This is a genomic window from Flavobacterium sp. (assembly GCF_036405015.1).
Lineage (GTDB): Bacteria > Bacteroidota > Bacteroidia > Flavobacteriales > Flavobacteriaceae > Flavobacterium.
In genome coordinates this window covers 26494-48240 of the sequence record NZ_DASWYK010000207.1, presented here as the reverse complement: position 1 = coordinate 48240, position 21747 = coordinate 26494, and the positions used below count along the sequence as shown (strand labels likewise).

At 32.8% G+C, this 21747-nt stretch carries 20 protein-coding genes; 6 read left to right on the top strand and 14 right to left on the bottom strand.

Annotation, left to right across the window (positions count from 1 at the left end; genetic code table 11):
* Positions 1 to 3: 3 nt before the first annotated feature.
* Positions 4 to 1026: a tetraacyldisaccharide 4'-kinase gene (gene lpxK, locus VGE71_RS17820; RefSeq protein ID WP_331139514.1), complete on the bottom strand. Its 1023-nt coding sequence runs from the start codon at positions 1024 to 1026 to the stop codon at positions 4 to 6.
* A gap of 31 nt (positions 1027 to 1057) precedes the next feature.
* Positions 1058 to 1393 (bottom strand): KilA-N domain-containing protein, encoded by a 336-nt coding sequence (locus VGE71_RS17815; RefSeq protein WP_331139513.1) that lies wholly within the window; start codon positions 1391 to 1393, stop codon positions 1058 to 1060.
* Between the two features lie 109 nt (positions 1394 to 1502).
* On the opposite strand from VGE71_RS17815, the gene VGE71_RS17810 reads away from it, so the two are divergent.
* The 5 genes from VGE71_RS17810 (at position 1503) to rluF (ending at position 5740) form a co-directional block, all read left to right on the top strand.
* Positions 1503 to 2597 (top strand): Nif3-like dinuclear metal center hexameric protein, encoded by a 1095-nt coding sequence (locus tag VGE71_RS17810; RefSeq protein ID WP_331139512.1) that lies wholly within the window; start codon positions 1503 to 1505, stop codon positions 2595 to 2597.
* A gap of 3 nt (positions 2598 to 2600) precedes the next feature.
* On the top strand, positions 2601 to 3380 hold the full coding sequence (locus VGE71_RS17805; protein WP_331139511.1) for a zinc ribbon domain-containing protein: 780 nt from the start codon (positions 2601 to 2603) through the stop codon (positions 3378 to 3380).
* Positions 3381 to 3539: 159 nt separating this feature from the next.
* Positions 3540 to 4400 (top strand): alpha/beta hydrolase, encoded by an 861-nt coding sequence (locus VGE71_RS17800; protein ID WP_331139510.1) that lies wholly within the window; start codon positions 3540 to 3542, stop codon positions 4398 to 4400.
* 76 nt (positions 4401 to 4476) lie between these two features.
* Positions 4477 to 4824: an antibiotic biosynthesis monooxygenase family protein gene (locus tag VGE71_RS17795; RefSeq protein ID WP_144217842.1), complete on the top strand. Its 348-nt coding sequence runs from the start codon at positions 4477 to 4479 to the stop codon at positions 4822 to 4824.
* 94 nt (positions 4825 to 4918) lie between these two features.
* On the top strand, positions 4919 to 5740 hold the full coding sequence (gene rluF, locus VGE71_RS17790) for a 23S rRNA pseudouridine(2604) synthase RluF (RefSeq protein ID WP_331139509.1): 822 nt from the start codon (positions 4919 to 4921) through the stop codon (positions 5738 to 5740).
* A gap of 41 nt (positions 5741 to 5781) precedes the next feature.
* Here the strand turns inward: rluF and VGE71_RS17785 are convergent, their stop codons facing one another.
* The 11 genes from VGE71_RS17785 to VGE71_RS17735 form a co-directional block, all read right to left on the bottom strand.
* Positions 5782 to 7170 (bottom strand): DUF4173 domain-containing protein, encoded by a 1389-nt coding sequence (locus tag VGE71_RS17785; RefSeq protein ID WP_331139508.1) that lies wholly within the window; start codon positions 7168 to 7170, stop codon positions 5782 to 5784.
* A 57-nt stretch (positions 7171 to 7227) separates the two neighbouring features.
* Positions 7228 to 7518, bottom strand: coding sequence for a transcriptional regulator (locus tag VGE71_RS17780; protein ID WP_331139507.1), 291 nt, complete (start codon positions 7516 to 7518; stop codon positions 7228 to 7230).
* 4 nt (positions 7519 to 7522) lie between these two features.
* A complete protein-coding gene (locus tag VGE71_RS17775) occupies positions 7523 to 8137 on the bottom strand; it encodes a hypothetical protein (RefSeq protein ID WP_331139506.1) in 615 nt (204 codons plus the stop codon).
* A 377-nt stretch (positions 8138 to 8514) separates the two neighbouring features.
* Positions 8515 to 9441, bottom strand: a complete 927-nt coding sequence (locus VGE71_RS17770) for a magnesium transporter CorA family protein (protein WP_331139505.1) — start codon at positions 9439 to 9441, stop codon at positions 8515 to 8517.
* A gap of 367 nt (positions 9442 to 9808) precedes the next feature.
* Positions 9809 to 10696 (bottom strand): bifunctional 5,10-methylenetetrahydrofolate dehydrogenase/5,10-methenyltetrahydrofolate cyclohydrolase, encoded by an 888-nt coding sequence (locus VGE71_RS17765; RefSeq protein ID WP_331139504.1) that lies wholly within the window; start codon positions 10694 to 10696, stop codon positions 9809 to 9811.
* Between the two features lie 160 nt (positions 10697 to 10856).
* On the bottom strand, positions 10857 to 12221 hold the full coding sequence (ffh, locus tag VGE71_RS17760; protein ID WP_331139503.1) for a signal recognition particle protein: 1365 nt from the start codon (positions 12219 to 12221) through the stop codon (positions 10857 to 10859).
* 367 nt (positions 12222 to 12588) lie between these two features.
* Entirely contained in the window at positions 12589 to 14271 is a 1683-nt protein-coding gene (locus VGE71_RS17755) for an MBOAT family O-acyltransferase (protein WP_331139502.1), read from the bottom strand.
* 1 nt (position 14272) lies between these two features.
* On the bottom strand, positions 14273 to 15694 hold the full coding sequence (locus VGE71_RS17750) for a GDSL-type esterase/lipase family protein (RefSeq protein WP_331139501.1): 1422 nt from the start codon (positions 15692 to 15694) through the stop codon (positions 14273 to 14275).
* Positions 15691 to 17169 carry an SGNH/GDSL hydrolase family protein gene (locus tag VGE71_RS17745; RefSeq protein WP_331139500.1) on the bottom strand — a complete coding sequence of 493 codons (1479 nt, stop codon included), beginning with the start codon at positions 17167 to 17169 and terminating at the stop codon, positions 15691 to 15693. The genes VGE71_RS17750 and VGE71_RS17745 overlap by 4 nt, the downstream gene beginning before the upstream one ends.
* A 272-nt stretch (positions 17170 to 17441) precedes the next feature.
* Positions 17442 to 18032, bottom strand: coding sequence for an HmuY family protein (locus VGE71_RS17740; RefSeq protein ID WP_331139499.1), 591 nt, complete (start codon positions 18030 to 18032; stop codon positions 17442 to 17444).
* Between the two features lie 27 nt (positions 18033 to 18059).
* Positions 18060 to 20126: a TonB-dependent receptor gene (locus tag VGE71_RS17735; protein ID WP_331139498.1), complete on the bottom strand. Its 2067-nt coding sequence runs from the start codon at positions 20124 to 20126 to the stop codon at positions 18060 to 18062.
* Positions 20127 to 20230: 104 nt separating this feature from the next.
* Here VGE71_RS17735 and VGE71_RS17730 point away from each other — a divergent pair, with 104 nt between their 5' ends.
* Positions 20231 to 21133, top strand: a complete 903-nt coding sequence (locus tag VGE71_RS17730; RefSeq protein WP_331139497.1) for a DUF6607 family protein — start codon at positions 20231 to 20233, stop codon at positions 21131 to 21133.
* Positions 21134 to 21194: 61 nt separating this feature from the next.
* Here VGE71_RS17730 and VGE71_RS17725 read toward each other — a convergent pair whose 3' ends face one another.
* The gene (locus tag VGE71_RS17725; RefSeq protein WP_331139496.1) at positions 21195 to 21704 is read right to left on the bottom strand and encodes a lipid-binding protein; all 510 of its coding nucleotides are present in this window, start codon (positions 21702 to 21704) and stop codon (positions 21195 to 21197) included.
* Positions 21705 to 21747: the final 43 nt, after the last annotated feature.

The following is a 21747-nucleotide window of genomic DNA, read 5'->3' as shown; positions in this document are numbered from 1 at the left end:
TTCCTAAGATTCTAAGTTTGATTTTACATACTCTAAAATTGTAGCATCAAAGTTTTGCTGGTGATTGATGAATGTACTTTTTATTGGAAGATAATACAATTGAGAAACAAGTTTAGAATCTTTTAAACGGACATAATCTTTTTCGGTTGTAATTATTTTTCTTCCGTTTGCTTTATTTTGGATGGCATCTAAATCAGCGTCCGAAAAATGATGATGGTCCGGAAACGTTAAACATTCATCATTATCATTTTTTAAATAATCGAAAAATGGCTTAGGCTTTGCAATTCCAGCCAAAAGCACTTTAGATTCTGATTTAATTTCACTGACAGCCATTTTTTCTGAAACACCAAAAATCACTTCATCGTAATCTATAAAAGTAAAAAAGATTTGCTGTGAACAATTCAACTTTAATTTTAGTCGAATTTCAGCTTGTTCTTCGTCAGATAAAACATTGGGACATTTGGTCACTACAACAATATTGGCTCTTTCTGCTCCGCTTCTACTTTCTCTTAGATTTCCAGTCGGAAGCATAAAATCATCTGCATATAAATCACCATAAGAAGTTAGCAGAATATAAAAACCAGCTTTTACTTTGCGGTGCTGAAAGGCATCATCTAGCAAGATAATTTCTGGCTTTTCATTTTGAGAAAGTAATTGTTGAATTCCGTTTGTACGATTGGCATCCACTGCCACCATCACATTTGGAAATTTTTGATAAAACTGAAAGGGTTCATCTCCCAAAATTTCGGCATTCGAATTTTGATCAGCCAAAACAAAACCTTTTGACTTTCTTTTGTAACCTCGGCTTAATGTTGCTACTTTATATTTATCAGATAATAATCTAATTAGATATTCTATTTGAGGTGTTTTCCCAGTTCCGCCAACACTAAGATTTCCCACAGCAATTACAGGAACATCAAATGAAGTCGATTTAAGAATTCCTTTATCAAAAAGAAAATTTCGGATTGAAGTAATGAATCCGTATAAAATGGCGAAAGGGAAAAATAATTTTCGAAGTAAGTTCATTGTTTTAATTTATTCAGAACATTAGATTTGATTAAAAACTGCATCCGTATCGTCCAGTTTTAGAAACAATTCCTATAGCATTTGTAGTTTCAATCCATCTTTTGGGAGTTAGCGAAAAGCTATTAGAACCCGCCATATTTTTAATTCCATCGAATTCGATGGAATTAAATTTTGGGTTATTAAATTTTTCCCAAAGACCAATGAATTCAATTGTGCTCCTATTTCGCATCCAGTTTTGCAGAATATAATCACTTCGCTTGCTATCTCGTTGTCTTGCAATATCAGTAAGAGACATGAAATCTTCTTTGTTGTTCTCATAAACCCCAACATCAATACCCTGAACATTTATTTTCTTATTCTTAGCCATACCATCATATTCATTTTACGAAAGTATAATTTTTTTCGTTAATTTGTTTTAGGTTTCAGTACAAGTCAAAGAACTTGAAGCATAAAATTTTAAACTTGAAACAAAAAAAATGAAAATCAAAAATATTACATCAGTTTTAGAAGAAATGGCGCCTCTTGCCTATGCAGAAGATTTTGATAATGTCGGACTTTTAGTAGGAGATTCAGAAACAGATTGTACTGGAGTTTTAGTCTGCCATGATGCTTTGGAAAATGTAATTGACGAAGCTATCACCAAAAACTGCAATCTTGTGGTTTGTTTCCACCCTATATTATTTTCAGGGATCAAAAAAATTACCGGTAAAAATTATGTAGAACGCGCAATTTTAAAAGCCATTAAAAATGATATTGCCATTTATGCCGTTCATACTGCACTTGACAACCATTCACAAGGAGTAAATAAAATTTTCTGTGATGCTTTAGGTTTGACAAATACCAAAGTTTTGATTCCGAAACAAAATTTCATTCAAAAATTAGTCACTTTTACTGTTCCAGATAATGCGGATAAAGTTCGAAATGCACTTTTTGAAGCTGGAGCTGGAACTATTGGAAACTATGATAATTGCAGTTTCAATACGCAAGGCTTTTTTACTTTTCAAGGAAACGAGGACAGCAATCCTGTAATTGGAGAAAAAGGAAAATTACATACAGGAGAAGAAATCAAAATCGAAGTTGTTTTCGAAAAACATCTTCAATCCCGCATTTTAAAAGCACTTTTTGCTAATCATATTTATGAAGAAGTCGCTTATGAAATTTACGATTTGAAAAATGCGCACCAGAATATTGGTTTAGGAATGGTTGGAGAATTCGAAAATGAAATGGATGAAAAAGATTTTCTTCATTTGGTAAAAGAAAAAATGATTGCCGACGGAATTCGTCATTCTGCATTTTTAGGAAAGAAAATTAAAAAAGTAGCTGTTTTGGGAGGTTCAGGAAGTTTTGCGATAAAAAACGCAATTCAGTCTGGAGCCGATGCTTTTTTGACGGCAGATTTGAAGTATCACCAGTTTTATGAAGCTGAAAACAAGCTAGTTTTGGCAGATATTGGTCATTTTGAGAGCGAACGCTATACAAAAAATTATATTGTTGATTTTCTTCGAAAAAAAATTCTTAATTTTGCAATCATTTTATCGGAAGAAAATACAAATCCAGTTAAGTACTTATAGAATATGACGAATACGAAAGAATTAAGTGTTGAGGACAAGTTAAGAGCAATATACGATTTACAGCTTATTGACTCTAGAATTGACGAAATCAGAAACGTTAGAGGAGAACTTCCTTTAGAGGTTGAAGATTTAGAAGATGAAGTTGCAGGTTTGAGCACTCGTTCAGAGAAACTGAAAGGTGAACTTGAAGTGATTGAGGAGCAAATCAAAGCAAAGAAAATTGCTATTGAGGAGCATAAAGAAGTGATCAAAAAGTACACAAAACAACAAGAATCAGTACGTAACAACAGAGAATTTAATTCTTTGACTAAAGAAGTTGAATTTCAAGAATTAGAAATTCAATTGGCTGAAAAGCAAATCAAAGAAATGAAAGCTTCTATCGAGCACAAAAAAGAAGTTATTTCTAACTTAAAAGAAAAACTTGATGCTAAAAGCTCTCATTTAAAACATAAAAAATCTGAATTGGATGCTATTATGGCCGAAACTCAAAAAGAAGAAATCTTCTTATCTGAGAAATCTGCTGAATATGCTGCACAAATCGAAGACAGATTATTAGCTGCTTACAACAGAATCAGAAGCAGTGTTCGTAACGGATTAGCTGTAGTTTCTATCGAAAGAGGAGCTTCTGCTGGATCTTTCTTTACAATTCCACCACAAACTCAGGTTGAAATTGCTTCAAGAAAGAAAATCATCACTGATGAGCACTCTGGAAGAATCTTAGTTGATACGCAATTAGCTGAAGAAGAAAAAGAAAAAATGGAACAATTGTTCTCAAAATTCTAATAAACGGTCCCGATTAAATCGGGACTTTTTTTTTGCTCTATTTTTTGCCACAGATTAAAAAGATTAACACAGATTAAATTATGCTTTTGCTGAATAAAATCTTTTTAATCCTTTTAATCTGTGGCAAAACATTTTTTACCTTTAGAAAAAAATTAAGTTTTGAAAATTAAAAAAGGAATCCGTTTTATCACATTAAAATCGGTTGGATCATACATAAACTTCTTGAGTTATGTTCGTCCGCAAAAAGCGATGGAACTTTCATATGCACTTTTTAGTCAGCCAAGAGTGGGAAGATTACAAAAAGAAACGCTTCCTAAAGTTTTAAAAAATACAGAAACAGAAACTTTTCATCATAACGAACATCATTTTCAAACCTACATTTGGAAGGGAAATGAAACCAAAATTCTATTGGTTCACGGCTGGGAAAGCAATGCTGCACGTTGGAAAAAAACGCTACCACATCTACAAAAATCTGGAAGCACTATTATCGCACTTGACGCTCCTGCACACGGACAAAGTAGCGGAAAAGAATTTAACGTACCGCTTTATGCCGAATTTATTAATAAAGCAGTAGAAAAGTATCAACCAGAAATTATCATCGGACACTCCATTGGTGGCGCTGCTTGCGTTTATCATCAATATTTATTTCCGAATACGAGCATTAATAAAATGGTGATTTTAGGAGCTCCTTCAGATTTAAAAACTTTGATTGATAATTACATTTCAATGTTAAGTCTCAACAGAAAAATGCTGCCTCTTCTGGAAAATAAATTCGTAAATCGTTTCAATTTTAAACTGGCAGATTTTTCCGGACAGAAATTTGCATCTGAATTTACAATTCCCGGATTGGTTGCTCATGACACTTCTGATAAAATTGTAGCTTTCGCTGAAGGAAAAAAAATAGCCAGTAACTGGAAAAACAGTCAATTCATAGAAACCAGTGGCCTAGGTCACGGAATGCATGACGATGATTTGTATGATAAAGTGATTGAGTTTCTTTTTAACGAGCAAAGCTCTTAGATACAAAGTGGCAAAGTTTCAAAGAGACAAAGTTTTTCACATTTCACACATAACTTATAACTTATAACTCAAAAAGATGATAGCCGTAATTTTTGAAGTAATTCCGAACGAAGGAAAAAAAGAAGAATATCTGGATATTGCCGCAAGCTTGAAACCAGAATTAAATCATATTGACGGATTTATTTCTATTGAACGTTTTCAGAGTTTAAGTGATTCTGGAAAAATTTTGTCTTTGTCTTTTTGGAGAGATGAGGAAAGCATTCAGCAATGGCGAAATCTTGAAATGCATCGCCTAGCTCAACAAAAAGGTAGAAATGGTATTTTTAGAGATTATCATTTAAGAATAGCTACTGTAGTTCGCGATTATGGAATGTTTGAAAGAAAAGAAACACCAGAAGATAGTATTGATTTTCATCATTCTTAAATTAGGGACAAAGTTACAAAGGAACAGAGGGACAAAGTTTTCCTAAAAATCTAAAATCTGAAATCTAAAATCTTTTTTTGCCTACTTTTGCAGTATGGAAGAAAATTTAAAACGTCTTAATAAATTTATTGGAGAAACAGGATATTGTTCTCGTCGTGAGGCTGATAAATTAATTGAAGAAGGACGCGTAACAATAAATGGCACTGTTCCGGAAATGGGAACCAAAGTTTCGCCAAATGACGAAGTGCGAATTGACGGAAAATTAATCGTTGAGAAAAACGAAAAATTGATTTATTTAGCATTCAACAAACCGGTTGGAATTGAGTGTACGACTAATTTAGAAGTTCAAAATAATATTGTTGATTATATCAATTATCCAAAACGTATTTTTCCAATCGGAAGGTTGGACAAAGCCAGTGAGGGATTAATTTTTATGACGAATGATGGTGATATTGTAAACAAAATTCTTCGCGCAAGAAACAATCACGAAAAAGAATATACAGTTACTGTAAACAAACCCATTACAGAACGATTTATTCAAAGAATGGGAAATGGGGTTCCGATTTTGGATACTGTTACCAAGAAATGTAAGGTTGAACAAATCAGTAAATATACTTTCAAGATTATTCTAACACAGGGATTAAACCGCCAGATTAGAAGAATGTCTGAATATTTGGGTTATGAAGTTACAGCTCTAAAACGTATCCGAATTATCAATATTTCTCTGGATGTTCCTATTGGAAGATATCGAGATTTAACCGATGCCGAAATAAAAGAACTAAATCAGCTAATTGAGCCTTCTAGTAAAACAGAAGAAGCCAGTCTTCCTAAAGTAGAAAGTCCAAATAAAACTTCAAGTAGAAGAACTCCATTTATTTCAAAGAATGACCCGAGGTTTAAAAAAAGAAATCAATAAAAAAAGTCCCATTTCGTGTAAATGGGACTTTTTTTTATCATTTATTTTTCATGATTTAAAAACTCGTAGTACAAAGCTTTAGATAAAAAACTACTGTTCTGATAATTTAAAATCAATTCTTCTCTCACAGATTCTGCGTATTTCCCGTCTAAATTGTTTTTCTTTAGATATGCTCTTCGGGCATCATCATTAAAATTTAATCCGCTTAAAAAAACAGGCTCTACTCCTTTGTTTACAGAAATATTGTAGTTGGTAATTAAACTTCCCCAGTTTACATAACTGCACAGAATAATTGTTCCGTAGAAATACCAAACCATTTGATTGAAAAGAAAAGCATTTGTTTTCTGTTTTTGGATTTTTTGAAAAGAAACCATCAAACCAATGATTGCTAAAATTAGAAAAGCATAAACTCCAAGTCGTTTATAGGTTAAGCCATAAAAAGAAACATATTCTGTATTTTTAATCATTGTACTTATAATCAAAACTACATTTAAAACCAACCAAACTTTTGCCAGTTTCTTCAAAGTTGTTGCTTTTTCATCAAAATTAAACCCTCCTTTAAAGTAAAACAAAATTACACCAACAGCCATCAAGATTGAAAAAATTACAGCATTTACACGTTCATGTGTATCTGAACTCAGATTCGCTTTTTCTACAACCTCAAAAAACTGTTCGTAATTGTATGTTCCAATAAAAACCAAAAGCATAATATTGAGTAGAAACAATGTGATTTCACCGCTTTTTCTTTCGAAATCCAAATCTAGAAATGAAAAAGTACTTTGATTTTTTAATTCAGAAATATTACTAAAATCATTACTTAACTTCGGATTGTATTCATAGCAAGTATCTGGAACCCAATAATTCCAAAAACTAAACGAAATATAAAATCCTAAAATAGATATTCCTATTAACTGTGGCATATTTAGATCTAATTCATAATCGGTAAATAATGAAGAAAAATGATTGCTTCCAAAAGAATAAACGATAAAAAACAATCCCAGGAATACCAACGGAATAACTACAAAAGCAACCAGTTTTTTAGCAAAATCATTGTGAATTTTTCGCTCTGGAAGCCACTGATTAAAAATAAATATTCTACCCACTGAAGCAAATCCGTTTAAGATTATTAAAGGAAAAACCTGAATGATTTTGAGTTCACCGTCTTGTGTTTTGAATTGTAAAAACAAAATTGATAAAGCCAAAGCAAAGAATGATGCAGCATCTCCGTACCAAGCAAAGGCAAAACAAGACAAAATAGAGGTCATTACAAGAACCAAATGTGATCTGTCGACAAACTTCTCCTGAAAGAAATAACTAATCAGGAGCGTAAGAACTACACCGAAAATAGAAATATTGATTCCAACAGATTCGTTGTAAAAAAGCAGTAAAAAAACCGCTGTACAGGCTAAAATAATTTGATGTTTTTTCATTGTTTTAAATTTAAAAGTACTTTGTAATTCAAAGTTTTTAGATAAAAAAAAGCGTTATTAGGATTTCATTAATTTTTCAAGGTACGATAAATGTTCTTTAAAAGCTGCACGCCCCAAATCGGTTACTTGATAAGAAGTTTTTGGTTTTTTGCCAACGAATTCTTTCTTAACTTCAATGTATGCGGCTTTTTCAAGCGCAGAGGAATGACTTGCTAAATTACCGTCGGTGATATTTAAAAGCGTTTTCATCTCGGTAAAATCTACCCAGTCGTTAACCATCAGAATAGACATAATTCCTAATCTGACACGGCTTTCAAAATCTTTATTTAGTTTATCAATAATTCCCATAGGGTTATTTGTATTTTTTGAACATCACTAATCCGTATACGATATGTAGGACTCCGAATCCTAAAATCCAGAAAATCAAACCATATCCTATATTAAAAAGTGCAATACATCCTAAAATCAGTTCCGAGAAACCTAGATATTTTATATCAGAAAATGTATATTTTTCAGCGTTTACAACTGCAAGTCCATAAAAAATTAATGTCGCTGGCGCCACAAAACCAAAGTTTCCATAGTACATTAAAGCCAGACAAAATATTCCGCCAGTTATTAGTGGCACTGCCAAATGAAAAAGCATTTTTTTTGTTGCAGAAGTCCAAATTGGCAAATTGTATTTTCGGCTTTTTCTAACAGTAAAAAAAGCAGCGAATACTAATGCAACCACCATGATTATGATTCCGATCCAGAATAATTCTGAAACCAGATTGGTCGAATATAACCTATGTTCATCGTTTAGGTAATCCATTCCATTTGCTTTGAAAAGCTCGTAAACATAGATTCCGCCAATTAAAGCCGAAAGACCCGCGAAAACTCCTGAAAGTCCGCTTAATGATATAAATCTTGAAGAGCGCTCCATCATGGAACGAATATGTGCTAAATCTTCTTGGTGCTTTTGATTCATAATTAAAGTACTTTGCATTACAAAGTTATTATTTATTTTGAATTGACAAATAAAAAAATGAAAAATTATTTTATTGATTTTGATTCCTGCAAGGTTTTCAAAACCTTGTAGGTATAAAGTGTCTTTTTGAGCAAAAATAGAAATATGCTTCTTTTTATATAATATACCTACAAGGTTCTGAAAACCTTGCAGGAGTGACAAGATCTTGTGAGTGCGTGAGGGATAGGAGCTGGCTACCGAAGTAGCGCGGATAGCCCGACCGTGTTTTACGAATGGCGCGCATAAGCGTAAAGATTGGTGCGCCATTTGTAAAACACGGTCACGCCCAAAACATAAAAACGAAAAAGCCTATTCTTAATGAACAGGCTTTTATTATTTTAGAACCATCTTCTACGTTTGAATAAAAATACGCCGAAAGAGGATAGTAGTATAGAAATTAAAAGTAGAATCCAAATTCCGTATTTGCTTTCTTCTAAACCGTTTGGGACGTTCATTCCGTACAAACTGGCGATTAATGTCGGGATCATTAAAATGATGGAAATCGATGTCATCTGTTTCATAATATTGTTCATATTATTAGAGATTACAGAGGCGTAGGCATCCATCATTCCAGTTAAGATGTTGTTGTAAATATTGGCCGTGTCTTGCGCCTGATTTAACTCGATTTCGACATCTTCTAACAATTCTGGGTCGTAATTGGCTTTGTGCGCTTTTAAGTTTTTTATTCTTTGAAATAAAACGTCATTGGCTTTTAAAGAAGTGATGAAGAATACAAAACATTTTTCAATTTGAAGCAAGGCTTGTAATTCTTCATTTTTGATTGATTTCTCTAAGTTATCTTCGGCCAATTTGATTTTGTGGTTGATTTGTTTCAAATATTTCAAATACCAAACGCTTGATGACAAAAGTAATCGTAATACTAAATTGAAATTATCTTCGATTTCGATGTTTTTGCGTCGTGAATACGATACAAAATCGGCAATGATTTCTGTTTTATAAAAACTGATGGTGACGCAGATATCGTCTTTAAAAATGATTCCGAGCGGAACGGTATGAAAAGGGATTTTGACATCGCCACTTTTTATCGGGATGCGCATGATAATTAATGTCCAGCCGTCTTCGATTTCGATACGAGGTCTTTCGTCAATATCCTCAATATCATTGTAGAACGCTTCGGGAATTTGAAGCTCTTCTAATAAGTACTTTTTATCTGTTTCTGTTGGAGATTCGATGTGAATCCAGCAATTTGAAGTCCATTTTTGGATTTCTACCAATCCGTTGTTGTTTGTGTAAAAGGCTTTCATTTCAAAATACAGGGTTTTATCGCAGCATTTTGAAATTCAAAAGCTGCTTTAATTAAATACTAACGAATAATAATAATCGTCCATTTGGAGAAGTGTTATTTTTTAAGTGCTGCAAAAGTATCCTTTATTTTTAAGAACCAAAACTTTAATCTATTAATTATATATTAAAACAGCACTTTGTGGAAATTCTAAACACATAGAAACATAGCTTTTGAAACTTTAGAAAAGGCGTTTCTCTTTTTTTAAACAAACAGAACTGAAAATATTTTTTGTTATGTGAAATAAATTTGTGTTAGAAATTTTACGCTAATTGCATAAAAAAAGCCTGCTCAATCGAACAGGCTTTGAAATATATTTTTGAAGCGATTTATTTGTTTCTTGCGCTTCTCATTTTTCTTGCTAAAAGTGTATTTTTAAGCAACATTGCAATTGTCATTGGCCCTACTCCACCTGGAACTGGTGTAATGAAAGCTGCTTTTTTACTTACTCCGTCAAAGTCAACATCACCTTTAATTACATAACCTTTTGGATTTGATGCATCATCAACACGCGTAATTCCAACGTCGATTACTGTTACTCCTTCTTTTACCATATCAGCTTTTAAGAATTCTGGAACTCCTAAAGCCGTGATAATGATATCTGCGTTTTTAGTGAATTCTGCTAAATCTTTAGTTCTGCTATGAGTTAATGTAACTGTAGAATCTCCAGGATTTCCTTTACGGCTCATTAAAATACTCATCGGACGACCAACGATGTGGCTTCTTCCGATAACTACGGTATGTTTTCCTGATGTTTCTACTTTGTAACGCTCTAACAATTGCATAATTCCGAATGGCGTTGCTGGAATAAATGTTTCCATCTCCAAAGCCATTCTACCAAAGTTTGTTGGGTGAAATCCGTCAACGTCTTTATCAGGATCGATTGCCAAAAGAATTTTTTCTTCGTCAATATGTTTTGGCAAAGGCAACTGAACGATGTATCCGTCAAGATTATCATCTTCATTCAATTCTTTGATTTTTGCTAAAAGCTCGTCTTCTGTGATCGTTTCTGGTAAAGCAACTAAAGTTGAATCGAAACCAATTTCTTGACATGATTTTACTTTACTTCCCACGTAAGTTAAACTTGCTCCATTATTCCCAACTAAAACTGCTGCCAAATGAGGTACTTTTCCTCCAGCTGCTTTTATAGCTTGAACTTCTGCTGCGATTTCGTTTTTAATGTCGTTAGATGTTTTTTTACCGTCTAGTATTTGCATTTTATCGTGTTGTTTCAGGTTTTGATTTTGTTTGCTTCGCCTGTTCGGCTAAAGCCTCGAGTCAAGTTTCAGGTTGAAAACGAAACTCTTGATATATTAAGTGAAAAAGTTTCAAGTTTTGGTCTCTTAACTTGAAACCTTAAACTTGAAACTCTTTTTATTATTTTGGCATTCCGCCTGGCATACCGCCCGGCATTCCTTTCATACCTCCCATCATTTTCATCAGGTTTTTTCCGCCTGGACCTTGCATCATCTTCATCATTTTGCTCATTTGGTCAAATTGCTTCATCAGCTGATTTACTTGCTCGACTTTAGTTCCCGAACCTTTTGCGATTCTGGCTTTTCTTTTTACGTCAATAATGGCTGGTTTACTTCTTTCTCCTGGAGTCATCGAGTGAATGATGGCTTCGATATGTTTGAAAGCATCATCTTCGATTTCTACATCTTTCATGGCTTTTGAAGCTCCTGGTATCATTCCAACCAAGTCTTTCATATTACCCATTTTCTTTACTTGCTGAATCTGCGTTAAAAAGTCGTCAAAACCGAATTCGTTTTTAGCGATTTTCTTTTGAAGTTTTCTTGCTTCTTCTTCATCAAATTGTTCTTGAGCTCTTTCAACAAGAGACACAACGTCTCCCATTCCTAAGATACGCTCAGCCATACGATCTGGGTAGAAAATGTCAATTGCTTCCATTTTCTCTCCTGTACCTACAAATTTGATTGGTTTGTTAACCACAGATTTGATAGAAAGTGCAGCTCCACCACGAGTATCACCATCTAATTTCGTTAAAATAACTCCATCAAAATTCAAGATATCGTTGAAAGCTTTTGCCGTATTTACAGCATCTTGTCCTGTCATAGAATCGACAACGAACAATGTTTCTTGTGGCTGAATTGCTTTGTGTACACGAGCAATTTCGTCCATCATTTCCTGATCTACTGCCAAACGTCCAGCTGTATCGACAATTACAACATTGAATCCGTTTGATTTGGCATGTTTGATTGCATTTTGAGCAATTTCTACAGGATTTTTATTTTCTGGCTCTGAGTAAACCTCAACTCCTATTTGGTCTCCCACAACATGCAACTGGTTGATCGCCGCCGGACGGTAGATATCACAAGCTACAAGTAATGGTTTCTTGTTTTTCTTTGTTTTTAAGAAGTTTGCTAATTTTCCAGAGAAAGTCGTTTTACCAGAACCTTGTAAACCTGACATCAAAATCACTGTTGGATTTCCCGAAAGGTTAACACCAGCAACGTCTCCACCCATTAATTCGGTAAGTTCGTCTTTAACTAACTTCACCAATAATTGTCCTGGCTGCAATGTTGTTAATACATCCTGACCAATTGCTTTGTCTTTTACTCTTGCTGTAAAATCTTTAGCAATTTTAAAGTTAACATCGGCATCAAGTAACGCACGACGAACTTCTTTTAAAGTATCGGCAACGTTTACTTCTGTAATTTTACCGTGTCCTTTTAATATATGGAACGCTTTATCTAACTTATCACTTAAATTATCAAACATATCATTTTCTTTATTTGAAGTGCAAAGATAATCTAATTAGATATTTCAGGCAATTTTTATTTTTAAAGGTTCAGAGGGAAAAAGTAACAAAGGGACAAAGGTTTTTTGCCACTAATTACACTAATTTCTCGAATTACTTAACTGCTGTTTTTTCTCTCGCAGATTACGCAGATTTTTTTGCTCGCAGATGCGCGAAGGCGCAAAGTTTTGTTTCACGCAGATTTAAAAGGATTTCAGCAGATTCACGCAGATTATTATTTAAAATATAAAAATTAAATCTGCCAGAATCTGCCGAATCTGCGTGAAACAAAAAAGGCGTAGAGAAAAAACCTCTGCGCCTTTGTAACTATGTCCCTTTGAACCTCTTTTAAAACTGAAAGTAAATAAACGGTTGCGAACCTGCAACTGCTGTTGCGTACACAATCCAATAAACGAATCCTAAGATTATGGCTTTGATTAGTAAAGGTGTTTTGTCGAAAACAGATTTCATTCCGTTTGTGAATGTTTCTGGTAAGAAATGCCAAACGTAACCGAATAACATTAATCCAAAGACATTTTTGTAACCTAGCACAATTGTTTTCCAAAGTTCTGGTTCGAATGTTAATTGTCCAATATTGTTAATTACTTGTAATGCTGTTTCGAAATCTCTTGCGCGGAAGAAAATCCAACAAAAAACCACAAAATGAAATGTGATTACAATTGAGAAAAATCTCCATAAGAAATTCGGGCTTTTATCTTTTTTAGAAGGAAAGAATTCCATAAATATTTTATGCACTGCCAAGGCTAATCCGTGAAGTGCTCCCCAAACTATAAATTGCGCTCCTGCTCCGTGCCACAAACCTCCTAAAAGCATTGTTGTAAACAAATTGAAATTGGTTACTAAAGTTTGTTTTATTTTGCTTGAAAGTAAAAATGATAGAGCAAAAATCAAAATACTTACTCCTGCAATGATAAGTGGAATTACACTCTCATTATAACAAGACATTCCCCAAAGCAACAATCCGAAGAAAAATAAACTTGGGAATAAATATCCTGCAAAAGAACCTTGTCTGTTTCCTCCAATTGAAATATATAAAAAGTCCTTTAACCAAGTTGAAAGCGAAATATGCCATCTTCTCCAAAAATCAGTAATCGAAGTTGATTTATATGGAGTTCTAAAGTTAACAGGTAATTTAAATCCTAACAATAATGCGATACCAATTGCCATATCTGAATATCCAGAGAAATCGCAGTAAATCTGAATTGCATATCCGTAAGAAGCCATTAAGTTTTCGAATGAAGTATAACTCATTGGCGTATCAAAAACACGATCAATAAAGTTTACTGATATGTAATTTGAGATTACTGTTTTCTTAATCAAACCTCCGATAATCAAAAATAAAGCATTATTAACATCTTCTTTTGTCAAGTTTAATTTTTGATAAATCTGAGGCAAGAAATCTTTCGCACGAACAATTGGTCCAGCAACTAATTGCGGGAAAAATGAAACGAAGAATAAATATTCGATGTAGTTTTTTGTAGGCTTGATTTCTTCTCTGTAAATCTCAATAATATAACTCATTGACTGGAAAGTATAGAACGAAATCCCAACAGGAAGAAAAACATTATGAAGTGCAAAATTACCATGAAACATATCGTTGTAAGTTACAATCAAAAAGTTCATGTATTTGAAATAGCCTAAAAGTGCTAAATTCAAAATAACACTAATGACCAGATATAATTTTTTAACACTGTCTCGGCTTTCTTTGTAAATAATCTGGCTCAAACCATAATCTACAACTGACGAAAGCAATAATAACAGAAAATAAATTCCGCTTGATTTATAGTAAAAGAATAGTGAGAAGAGAATAACATAAGTCAATCTCAAATAAAATGTTTTGCGTAGAAAACCATACACAAAATAGAAAATCAGGAATAATCCTAAGAATAAACCGGTATTAAATAAAAGCTTCTCGTCTGGATTATAAACAAACCAGCTTTCAACTTGTTCTATTGTAATTGCACCAAAATTTTGAATGAACCAATTATTAATGCTATCTATTGTTGTCAACTTAATTCTTTAATTTAAAATTATCGTATGTTTTAAAAAACGCCTGTGTAAACAAGTTTCCTTGTTTTTCATATCCTTTTTTAGAATAATGAACCCAATCTGGACCAATTAATCCCTGAACTTTTAGTTGTTTGATTCCGCTCATTCCTCCAAATTCATTGTATAAATTCCAAACAGCAAAATCGTCTTTTTGTGCTGTATCAATGATTTGTTTTGCATAATCATCAATATAATGATTTGGTTTTCTTCTCAACAAAGACGGTGGAGGTGTCATCACTATTATCGGAGCATCTATTTTCTGAGCTCTTATATTATGAATAAACTCATATAATTCTTTGATATAACTGGCAGCATCTAAATGATCGTAACTTTCATTTGTTCCCAAAGAAAAAACAAGTAAATCTGGATGCAATGATTTTAATTGTTCAAAGAATAACGGATATTTATTATAATCTGAATATTTGGCTCCATTTACTCCAATCCCGCTATAGATAATTCCGGGAGCATCTTTTTCCAAAACAATTCCATTTAATTCATAATCCTTAGCCTCTTTATTAGGAATCAGGAAAATTCGGCTTAACGCAGTTTCTGAATTATAATAATGTGAATATGAATCTGATTCTATGTTTAACGGAATAAATTCAGACATCGAAATAGTCTTTGGCCTTGTTTCGTTTGTAGCAATTCGCAATGTTCTACCTGCTCGAATATTATTTCCTTTTAAACGATTATCTCTTTTAATCTCTGCAATCGAAACATTGTATTTATCCGCAATCGTTCCAAGTACCTCACCTTTTTTAATTTTATGAGTAATTACTCTTCGCTCTGTCGTCTGGATTGAATTAATCTTAGAAGAAATAGCCAAATCAAACATATCCTGATTTTGAGGCGTTATGATTTTTATGGTATTGAATTTATATGAAGGATCTTTCACATTCATTTCCATTACAAATCCACCAGTGTCTCTCCAAAGTCCAATACCGCTTAAACCAACTGGGTTACTCTTGAATGGGAGAATATTTCTGTAACTTTCCCAAGCACGATTTGATTTGAAACGTTCATTATAAGAACCGTTCGTTTTTGCAAGCTGGTACGGAAAAACCAGACCACGTCCTGCATTTCCAAACTTTTGCTGCAAATTTTTTCTAATCTCGTTGGTCATCAAATCACTTTGAATATGCGAATCTCCAATATGTACAATATTGATTTTTTGATTGCTCTGACCTTCGTTTTGTTCTAATTTCTTAAAAAAATCCTTTAATACTTTCGCATTATAAATTTGACCGTCTATCGGAATTTCTGCTGCTGCAGTATCAACTTTCTGAATCATGCTTTTGGGTATTGGATCTACATCTGCTTTTGGAGTCTTTTCATTGCTAGTAAGGAAAAGACAACAAAAGAAAACAATAAGTTTATTTATCATACGCTGTCTTTTGTTATTGAAACGGAATCGGGTCTGGCTCTTCTTACTGGTTTTGGCTTAGTTCCGTTAGCATCTCTTTTTTCTCTTAGCACTTTGTATTCTTCGTATCCTTTGTTTAACTGTCCGTACAACAAATTACCGATTGCTTTTGCTCCACGCTGGTTAAAATGCGTGTAATCTTTATTGGCTTTTGCCGGAGCTTCATCTACCCATTTAATCATCGATCCGTCTCCACCCATTAAAGTATATAAATTTACAAATCCGGATTCAGTTTCCAATGCATAGTGTTTTTGCGCTTTCATTAATGGAACAACTGCAGAATCGGTTTTCATTTCCAATTCATATTTAGTCGATTTATCAGCTGTTGACACAATTAAAATTGAAACTCCTGGAAACGATTCTTTGATTTTATTTACGGTTTTAGTCATTCCTTTTTCATACCAAGAATAATTTTTGGTTCCGTAATTTAAAACGTTGGTTCCATAATGCAGAATAATCAAATCGTATTTCAGACTGTTATTAAAAGCGCGCATTACATCTGCATTAAACATTGAAATTGGAAGTCCTGAATTTCCTCTCTGCGAAAAATTATCTACGTGAACTCCTGCTCCGTTATCAAAATTAAATCCGTAAATCGGAATGGAATCTGCTTGTACAAAGTTGGCTTTGAAAGCTTTTAAACTTCCCGATGAAACTTTCAAGGTGTTCACTAAACTGTTTGGAGAAAGACTTTTTTTGATAGTATCTTTTCCGATAATGAAATTCACTTTTCCTGTTTTAGATGAGCGACCATAAAATAATGTTGCATTATCTAAAGAAGTAGAATATTTATTTAAACCTGCTTCATATTGAACCCAAGTTGGGCGTGATGCATCGTTGGCAAAAAACACATGCCCATTAACTCCAAAAGGACTTGTTGGTTTTTTGACATTTAAATACGATTGTGTTTTCCAGTTTTTAGAATACGTTGATTTTACAGAACCTCTCGAAGCAGCAGATTCTGATGTAATGGAAACAAAACCTACTCCGTTTCCTCCAAAACGTTCCTGATAATTGGTACGAACGTCCTGCACAATTAAATCTCCATCGGTCATAGAATCTCCGTAATAAGCAATTCTAACTTTGCTCTGCGGATTTTTTTCTAACTGATATAATTTTTCATAGAAAGAAATCAGGTATTGATATCCTTTATAATTTTCGAAGGTTTCTGACGGAAATTCGATTCCTTCTGTCTGATCAAAAACAATTTTCTGACCCTTTAATTTTCTTTCACTTGCAGTAATACTGTCATCATCTGTAGCAAGTGAATCTTTAGCCACAGACTCTAAAAGCAAACTGTCTATTAATATATTTTTAGAATCTAATTTACTTTCCGAAAATATTTTGTCCGGAAGGATTTGTTTGAATCCAATAAAAGCAACCAGCGCCAAAGCAACGATTGAAAAAGACTGAAAAAAATAAGATTTTGTATTCACTTAATTATTATAAAAGTATAAAGTACTGCACTCAAAAATTAAACCAATTAAATAATTGTTAACTTATTGCAGTGAAATTTTTTGCAAAGATAGAATAACATTTTATTTCTAATTCATTTTAACAAGAAACTAAATCAAAAAAAAGAGGTTAGAAAAATCTAACCCCTTTATCAAAAAAAAAATAAAAAAAACAAAGCTAATGATTAACTAGATTTTTGATGTTTTTATTTAAAAAATCTCTCCCTATATAAATACTGGAATATTAATTCTTTTTAGAATGTCGTAGTGCTGTTTGCTTGGTAAGCAAAATTAAAAGTATAGAATCCAGATACTGAAGTTAATTCAGGAGTTGCTGGCGCATCTTTATAGTAACTTAAGATTTCGAATTTTGCATATTTGCCATCACGCGTTTTTACAACAAATACTTTCCCTGCAATTGGCGAAATAATATGAGTTGTCGCATTATAGCTATACCATCCGTTTCCACTTCCTGTTGGAATTGCATAAGCCGCAGTACCATCTTGAACAAAAGTAGATGCTGCAGGGAACAAGGTTACACTTCCAAAAGTACCTGAAACAATACTTACTGCACCAGACCCTGTTCTGTTTGGCTCAGCGTCTGCTTTTTTTACGCCACCATTTACAATAATAGTTGTTTTATTGAAAGCAATGTCCCAATTATCGGTAGTCACTACTTTATTTTCTGAAAAACTAAACTTTGTATATTCTGTTCCAGATGCATCAAGATTTGAAACTTTTGTTGTTACTACTGGAATTACTTCATTTTTATCATCATCGCTGCTGCAAGATGCTGTAAAAATAAATAATGCTAATAACGATAATTTTAGGATTTTTGTTTTCATTTTGTAAAAGTGTTAAATAAATGTTGATTAAAAATTATATTGAATTCGTGCAAAAAGTTGCCTTCCTGCCAGATTAGTAATTTGCGTTGGGTCTGTAAAATCAAGTAAATTATTTGCTCCCGCTTGAAGCATGAATTTATCACCGATATATTTTGAAGCTGATAAGTTTGTTATAAAATAATCATTGACAAAAGTGTCGTACTTGTCTAAAATCTGATTTCCATTGGTATCGAACATTCCGTATTTGCTTCTATAGAAAACACGTAAGTTGATATCTGTCTTTATATTTGGAATAGTATAAGCGAATTTAACATTAGCCGTATGTTTAGATCTGTTGTACAATCCAAAATAATCTGATTTTTTAATCTGAATGGTTTGCAAATCTGAGTTTCGGATATATTGATAATCTTGAAAATTATCCAATACTGATTTGTCTTTTGCTGTTAAATATTGGTATCCAAATGACACTGAAAAGTCTTTCGTAAAATCATATGTTGAGTTAAACTCTAAACCATAAGTAAAAATCTGACTGATATTAAAATAGCTAAAAACATTCTGTCCATTTGTTTTCTGCGCTACGACACGAGTATCAATTAAATTTTTTATTGAATTATGGAAAGCATTTACATCTACTCGTAGTTTATTCTTTTTATAAAAAGTTCCAAAATTGAAGTTTATCGAACTTTCAGCTTCTAATGGACTATTAAAATTAACACCTTCCGCTCTTGACAAAAGCTGCCCTTGTTGATCCAACTGACTCAAACGTGCTTCTGCCACATTATACCCTAAAACAGTGTAACCTACTGACGGATTTGTAAAATCGAAATACAATTGACGAAAATCAGGAGCTTTGTAACCATATCCTATCGATGATTTTAAAGAAAAGTTTTCTTTTATCTTATAATTTACAGCCAATTTTGGACTAAACTGCGAAGCATATACACTATGATTATCATATCTAAATCCAGCAATAACATTCAATTTTTCTGTCGGATTACTGTCATATTGCAAAAAGATATATTGAGAATTAAACTCTACATTTTTATCAAAATAAGTTCTGTCCAAAGTCTCATAATTCATCCCCAGACCTCCTGTTATTTTATCTCTTTTAAGAGAAAGCGTTGTTCTAATTTCTGGACGAAGAAGCCATTGATTGTAATATGCATCTTCATAGCGAACATTATTTTCGTCATTTAAAAAAGAATCATTCTTATAATTTGTAGCATATAATTCGTATTCTGAATAGAATTTATCATTCCACTTATGCTCCAGTTTAACTTGCGAGTTCCATTCATTTTCTTTTGCATCACCACTATAATTTTGAGAATCTATTATAGCTTTGTTATCCATTTTCATATTATAAAAACGGTTGCTTACTATTAATTTTAAATTCTCTGAAAAGTCGTAGTATATTTTAGGCTGAACAGTAAAGTTGTAAAACGGTTCCACATTTTTTAGAGGGGTATCTTTATTTAAATCATAACCCTCTGTAGCATAAAAATTTGCGAATACATTAGCCGAAAACTTCTTCTTTTTCCAAAGCAAATTAGTATTAGCATCGCTAGTATTAAATGTAGCATACCTGTATGAAAGACTTCCTGAAAACATATCCTTTTTAGGCTTTTTTGTAATTACATTTATAACACCTCCCATAGCTTCAGAGCCATATAATGCAGAAGAAGCTCCTTTTACAATTTCTATTCTTTCTATGTTTCCAACTGATACCCTGGATAAATCCAAAACTCCAGCACTTCTTCCTACCAACGGAACACCATCAATTAAAATCATAGTATAAGCAGCATCTAGTCCTTGCATTTGAATTCCCTCGAAACCACTCTCATCTGGAATTAAAATAATCCCTGTTTGTTCATTTAAAATTTCATTTAATCTTGTAACACCAGATTTAATAATTGCTTCTGATGTAATAATGGTCATTGGCAATGGCAATGACGAAAGCACTCTTTCTGTTCTAGTCGCAGTAGTAACCTTAACTTCTGATAATTCATTTGTTTCAACGCTATCTTTCTTAACTTCCTGAGAAACTGACATTTGACAAAAAAGCGTAAAAGCAAAAAGAGTAATTTTAATTTTCATTATTTTTATTGAGTCTTAATAATCGATGCAAATATATGATTATTTTTAATTGTTCTAAATTAAATTTATATATTTGCAAAAAATTTAAAACAAAACAATAAGTTATGATTTCGAAAAGTCTTTTAATGTCAGCCGCTGTGGCTTTAACATGTAGTCTTGGTTTTAGTCAGGACAAGAAACAACAAGATATTAAGTCTATAAAATCTATGTGTGGTTGTTATGAAGTGAAATTCAATTTCACTGAAACATTCTCATACCCAAAAGATTCACTTACTTATAAACCGTCTGAGACAAAACATGAATCGGCTTTAGAATGGGTACAATTATTAGAAGATACTCCAAACAAAATTGTAATGCAGCATTTACTAATTGTAAGCCCTGATATGATTATCAAACACTGGAGACAAGACTGGCTTTACGAAAACACAGACTTATATACTTTTGACAAAGGAAATTCTTGGAAATACAAAAAACTAGATAAAAAAGCCGTTAAAGGGCAATGGACTCAAAAAGTATATCAGGTAGATGATAGTCCAAGATACGAGGGATCTTCTACATGGGTACATGTTGATGGACAAGATTACTGGGTAAATGTTGCTGATGCTCCGCTTCCAAGAAGAGAACAGACAAAACGTAACGATTATAACGTTTTAAAAAGAAGAAATATTCACGAAATCACTGCAACAGGATGGAATCATGAGCAGGATAACGACAAATTGGTTCGTGACGATGCTGGAAAAGATATTTTGTTAGCTCAAGAAAAAGGATTTGACGTTTACACTAAAGTAGATGATTCTAAATGTATCGCTGGGCAAAAATGGTGGGCAGCAAACAATGTACTTTGGAAAAACGTTCGTGATAAATGGCAAACTCTTTTTGACAGACATAAAGACCTAAACTTAGAAGCTAAAGTAGACAGAAAAGCACTTTACTCTCTATTGTTTGATTTGAAACCAGATACTGCAAAAGCAGAAACAGATAAAATCATTGACAAGTTTGTTAAGTAATTAGAATTAGTTGTTATAAAAAAGCCGGAAGTTTTAAGACTTCCGGCTTTTTTTGATTTAATTAATATTCATCTTCTTTGAATCCAGTTCTTTTTGTTCCAACATAATCGTACTTAACTCCTGGCTCGTTACTATATTCAACAGTAAATGAAATCCTGTCAACAGTATGTCCACCTCTTGATGTTCCTCCCATTTTTTCAATTTTACCATTTGTGATAGTAACTGTTTTACTAGTCTGTCTCAAATTTGCCGTATTAACATCAGAAATAAAACTACCATCCTTCATGTTTATTGAATATTTGGCTTTCAAAAGCTGTGAAGTAGGTTTTGTTTGTGACAATCCATTGTCATCAATAAACATAGTGTTATCATTTGCTGATGTATTATAGGTTGAAAATCTGATAAATTTACTAACACCTTCAACTTTAACATTGATAAACCAATCACCTGCAAAATCCTGTGTAGTAGTTCCACCTGGTTCAGGATCTCCACCAGCATCACAGGAAGCGAATGAAAGCGAAATAAGAATACCACAAAGTATTTTTATAATATTATTTTTAAAATTTTTCATTTTTTATTTTTCTTTTTGAAAACGTTATTTATTTTAACTAAAT